Here is a 5,028-nt window from a genome sequence, read left to right as displayed (position 1 = left end):
CCTCACCGGCATGCAGAAGTACGACTTCGCCGAGGCCCGCCCCGTGCTCGAACGGGCGTCGGCCCGAGAGACGGCCACGCGCGTGGCGCTCGGTGTCGTGGCCTCCCAGGTCCTCGCGGCCCTCGGGGTGCGGCTCGTGTCCCACACGACCGCGATCGCGGAAGTGTCGGTGCCCGAGGGCGCCGCGCTGCCCGGCCCGGACGACGTCGCCGCGCTGGATGCCGACCCGCTGCGCTGCTTCGACGCCGGGACCTCCGAGGCCATGGTGGCCGCGGTGGACGAGGCGCACAAGGCGGGGGAAACCCTGGGCGGCGTCGTCGAGGTGCTCGCCGAGGGCCTGCCCCCGGGACTCGGCTCGTACGTGCACTGGGACCGACGCCTGGACGCGCGCCTGGCTGGGGCCCTGATGGGCATCCAGGCCATCAAGGGCGTGGAGGTCGGGGACGGGTTCCGCACCGCCGCGCGCCCGGGCTCCGCGGCCCACGACGAGACGCTGGCTGCCGACGGGACCGTGCACCGGGTCTCCAATCGCGCCGGCGGCATCGAGGGCGGCATGTCGATCGGTGACCTGTTGCGCGTGCGTGCCGCGATGAAGCCCATTGCCACGGTCCCGCGCTCGCTGCACACCGTGGACGTAGCCACGGGTGAACCCGCCCGCGCCCACCACCAACGCTCGGACGTGTGTGCGGTACCCGCGGCCGGCGTGGTGGCCGAGGCCATGGTCGCGCTCGTGCTCGCCCAGGCCGCCCTCGAGAAGTTCGGCGGCGACTCGATCACCGAGACGGTACGCAACAAGGACGCCTACCTCGCGAGGATCCCCGCCAACCTGCGCACGTCCCCCGAGCTCGCGGACCCCGCCGCGCTGGCCGCCCTGGACGAGGTGCGCGGGGACCTGGCGTGACGCGCCCCGCCCTGCCCGTGGTGCTGATCGGGCCCATGGCGGCGGGCAAGTCCCACGTGGCACAGCACCTCGCGGAGCACTACGGGTTGCCCCACGTGGACACCGATCGCGTGATCGAGTCCCGCTACGGACCCATCCCTCGGTTGTTCCGCGCCCGCGGGGAGGCCGAGTTCCGCCGGATCGAGGCGCAGGTCGTCGCCGAGTTGCTCGATGACCCCGACACTGCCGGGTGCGTGATCTCCCTGGGCGGGGGCGCACCCATGTCCCCGCTCGTGCAGCCGCTGCTGGCCGGGCACACGGTCGCATACCTGGAGGTGGACCTGGACACCGTCCGTCCGCGGATCAAGGGCAACACGACCCGCCCCATGCTCCAACCGGATCCCGAGGCCCGCTGGAGCCAGATCATGGCCGAGCGCCGCGAGACCTTCGAACGCCTCGCGACCATCCGGCTCGACGGCGCCGCGCCGCGCACCGTGGCGCAGATCGCCCGTGAGCTCTACCTCGCGCTGGGCGAACCGATCGCGCAGCCGCGCGGAAAGGAACACACCGCATGAGTGATCCCGTCAGCATCCCCGTCCACGGCGGTCCCGACAACCGCTACGACGTCCTCGTGGGCAACGGCCTGTTGGACCGCGTGCCCGAACTGCTGGGCGAGCGCGTCAAGAAGGTGCTCATCATCCACCCCCGCGCGCTGCGCGCCACGGGTGACGTGGTGCAGCAGAACCTCTCCGCCGTCGGGATCCAGAGCTTCGTGGCCGAGATCCCGGACGCTGAGGAGGGCAAGCGCGTGGAGGTCGCGGCGTTCTGCTGGCAGATCATGGGCCAGTCGGACTTCACGCGCACGGACGCCGTGGTCTCCGTGGGCGGCGGCGCCGTGACGGACCTCGCCGGTTTCGTGGCCGCCACGTGGTTGCGCGGGGTGCGCGTGATCCACCTGCCCACCACGCTGCTGGGCATGGTGGACGCCGCCGTGGGCGGGAAGACCGGGATCAACACCGCCGAGGGCAAGAACCTCGTGGGAGCATTCCACCCACCGGCGGCGGTCGTGTGCGATCTGGACTCGCTGCAGACCCTGCCGCAGAACGAGCTGCTCACGGGCATGGCTGAGGTGGTCAAGTGCGGGTTCATCGCGGACCCGCGCATCCTCGAGCTGATCCGGGAGAACCCGCAGGAGGTGCGGGATGCGGCGTCGCCCGTGGTGCGCGAGCTGATCGAGCGCGGGATCCGGGTCAAGGCCGAGGTCGTCTCCTCGGACCTGAAGGAATCCGGGCGGCGCGAATACCTTAACTACGGCCACACGCTGGGGCACGCGATCGAGCACAACGAGCGTTACCAGTGGCGCCACGGCGCGGCGGTGTCGGTGGGCATGGTCTTCGCGGCGGAACTCGGGCGCGCGGCCGGGTCGTTGTCCGACGACGTCGTGCACGAGCACCGCGAGATCCTCACGTCCCTGGGGCTGCCCGTGACGTATCGCGCGGACCAGTGGCCCCGGTTGCTCGAGGTCATGAAGCGGGACAAGAAGACCCGCGGCAACCTGTTGCGCTTCGTGGTGCTGGACCGGATCGCCGCACCGCGGATCATGGAGGTCCCGGACCCCGCGATCCTCTTCGCCTGCTACCAGGAGATCGCGGAGTGAGCCCGCGCGGACGGCACGACGAGCGCCGTCGTCCGCGCCCCTGAGCACTGCTCGGCTGGCACGGCGGGCGGGCGCACGCGGTAGACTGGTCCGGCTCCACGCGCCCCGCCGCCGTGCGGCGACGTTCCCGACGAGAAAGTGACACCGTGGCAACCAGCAACGACATCAAGAACGGCACCATCCTCAAGCTCGACGGCAACCTCTGGCAGACCATCGAGTTCCAGCACGTCAAGCCCGGGAAGGGTGGCGCGTTCGTGCGCACCAAGCTACGCAACGTGACCAGCGGCAAGGTGGTGGACAAGACGTTCAATGCCGGTGCCAAGATCGAGACCGCCACGGTGGATCGCAGCGAGTACCAGTACCTGTACCAGGACGGCGAGGACTACGTCTTCATGGACAACTCCACGTACGACCAGATCACGGTGCCGGCCGCCGTCGTGGGGGACGCCGCGAACTTCATGCTCGAGAACCAGAACGTGACCGTGGCCATGCACGAGGGCGCGCCCCTGTACATCGAGATGCCGCCGTCGGTCGTGCTCGAGATCACCTACACCGAGCCGGGTCTGCAGGGTGACCGCTCCACGGGCGGCACCAAGCCCGCCACGGTCGAGACCGGCTACCAGATCCAGGTCCCGCTGTTCCTCGAGCAGGGCACCAAGGTCAAGGTCGACACCCGCACCGGTGACTACCTGGGACGCGTCAACGAGTGAGCGGCGCCCGGAGCAAGGCCCGGATCCGCGCCGTCGAGATCCTGTTCGAGGCCGAACAACGTAACGAATCCGTCCGGGACGCCTTGGTGCGACGGCGGGAGAACTCCTCCTCGCCCATCAACCCGTACACGGTGGACATCCTCGAGGGCGTCCACGACCGGCGCGAGGACATCGACGAGTTCCTGGAGACCTACTCCCAGGGCTGGGAGCTGGACCGGATGCCGGCGGTGGACCGCAACGTGCTGCGCGTGGGGGCATGGGAGCTGCTGTACAACTCGGAGATCCCGGACGGCGTGGCCGTCGCGGAGGCGGTGGCCGTGGCCCGGCAGCTGTCCACGGACGATTCGCCCCGCTTCGTCAACGGGCTGCTGGGGCGGCTGCAGAAGGTCAAGCCCTCCCTGCTCGACGACTGAACCCACCCCGGTCCGTGCTCGCCACGGGCCGGGGTTTTTCGTGTGGTAGCTTCGACTACGGATCGCACCCTTTAAGTCCGTCCGGTGAGGCGGGGAAGGAGGCGGCACGTGAGCGTGCCCGAACACGCCGAGCAGTCACCGCGGAGCATGACGTCCCGCGTAATTCTCTCGACACCCGACATCGACCGGGCCCTGTCCCGGATCGCCCACGAGATCCTCGAGTCCAACAAGGGCTCCCGGGGTCTCGTGCTGCTGGGGATCGCCCGTCGCGGCTACCCCTTGGCCCAGCGGTTGGCCGCCAAGCTCGAGCAGATCGACCCCGACTTCCACGCGCAACAGAGCACGGGTCAGCTCGACATCACGATGTACCGCGACGACCTGCGGCGTCATCCCGCGCGCACCCCGCAACCCACGGTGATCCCGGACTCCGGGATTGACGGGCGCACCCTGGTGCTCGTGGACGACGTCCTGTTCTCGGGGCGCACGATCCGCGCGGCCCTGGACGCCCTCGTGGACGTGGGACGCCCCAACGCGGTGCGCCTGGCGGTGCTCGTGGACCGCGGCCACCGCGAGCTGCCCATCCGCGCGGATCACGTGGGCAAGAACCTGCCCACGTCCTCCCACGAGAAGGTCCGCGTGCTGCTGCGCGAGTCCGATCCCCAGCCGCGCGCGAGGGGTCACGAGGACTGCGTGATCATCGACTCGCCGGTGGTCTCCGACGATGACGTCGCCCGCGCCCCCGGTACCGCCGGGAAGGGGCCGCGCGTATGAAGCACCTGCTGACGACCAACGAGCTGAGCTACCCCGAAGCGGTGCGGATCCTGGACACCGCGGACCAGATGGCCGCCGTGTCCTCGCGCTCGGTCAAGAAACTGCCCGCCCTGCGTGGGCGCACCGTGGTCAACCTGTTCTTCGAGGACTCCACGCGCACGCGGATCTCGTTCGAGACCGCGGCCAAACGGCTCAGCGCGGACGTGATCAACTTCTCCGCCAAGGGCTCCTCGGTGTCCAAGGGCGAGTCGCTCAAGGACACCGCACAGACGCTCATGGCCATGAGCGCGGACGCCGTGGTGATCCGCCACGCGTCCTCCGGCGCCCCGCAGCAGCTCGCGGACTCCGGGTGGATCGACGCCGCGGTGATCAACGCCGGGGACGGCAAGCACGCGCACCCCACCCAGGCCCTGCTCGACGCCATGACCCTGCGCCGCGTGCGTTCGCGGGCCACGGGCATGGCGAGCACCGGGATGGACCTCGAGGGGATGCACGTGGTGATCGTGGGGGACGTGCTGCACTCCCGCGTGGCCCGCTCCAACGTGTGGTTGCTCACGACCCTGGGCGCACGCGTCACGCTCGTGGCCCCGCCCACCC

The 5,028-nt window shown here is 70.3% G+C and carries 6 protein-coding genes and 1 pseudogene; all 7 read left to right on the top strand.

The features are described from left to right. Window positions 1-901, top strand: a 901-nt coding sequence (gene aroC, locus J1M36_RS00435; protein ID WP_206478275.1) for a chorismate synthase, incomplete at its 5' end; no start/stop codon positions are given. Beyond that, the gene (locus J1M36_RS00430) at window positions 898-1,455 is read left to right on the top strand and encodes a shikimate kinase (protein WP_064845884.1); all 558 of its coding nucleotides are present in this window, start codon (window positions 898-900) and stop codon (window positions 1,453-1,455) included. The genes aroC and J1M36_RS00430, both read left to right, overlap by 4 nt. Further along, the gene (gene aroB / locus J1M36_RS00425) at window positions 1,452-2,537 is read left to right on the top strand and encodes a 3-dehydroquinate synthase (protein ID WP_064845883.1); all 1,086 of its coding nucleotides are present in this window, start codon (window positions 1,452-1,454) and stop codon (window positions 2,535-2,537) included. The genes J1M36_RS00430 and aroB overlap by 4 nt, the downstream gene beginning before the upstream one ends. A 146-nt stretch (window positions 2,538-2,683) precedes the next feature. Further along, window positions 2,684-3,247 (top strand): elongation factor P, encoded by a 564-nt coding sequence (gene efp, locus J1M36_RS00420; protein ID WP_064845882.1) that lies wholly within the window; start codon window positions 2,684-2,686, stop codon window positions 3,245-3,247. After that, the gene (gene nusB / locus J1M36_RS00415) at window positions 3,244-3,660 is read left to right on the top strand and encodes a transcription antitermination factor NusB (RefSeq protein ID WP_064845881.1); all 417 of its coding nucleotides are present in this window, start codon (window positions 3,244-3,246) and stop codon (window positions 3,658-3,660) included. Before efp ends, nusB begins: the two co-directional genes overlap by 4 nt. A 108-nt stretch (window positions 3,661-3,768) precedes the next feature. After that, window positions 3,769-4,431: a bifunctional pyr operon transcriptional regulator/uracil phosphoribosyltransferase PyrR gene (pyrR, locus tag J1M36_RS00410; protein WP_131332978.1), complete on the top strand. Its 663-nt coding sequence runs from the start codon at window positions 3,769-3,771 to the stop codon at window positions 4,429-4,431. Next, a pseudogene (locus J1M36_RS00405) lies at window positions 4,428-5,028 on the top strand (aspartate carbamoyltransferase); the annotation flags it as partial. The gene pyrR and the pseudogene J1M36_RS00405, both read left to right, overlap by 4 nt.

The organism is Kocuria sp. KRD140, assembly GCF_017168375.1.
In the GTDB taxonomy this organism is placed as follows: Bacteria; Actinomycetota; Actinomycetes; order Actinomycetales; family Micrococcaceae; genus Kocuria; species Kocuria marina.
The sequence above is the reverse complement of the archived record's forward strand: the minus strand, read 5'-3'. Positions and strand labels throughout refer to the sequence as shown.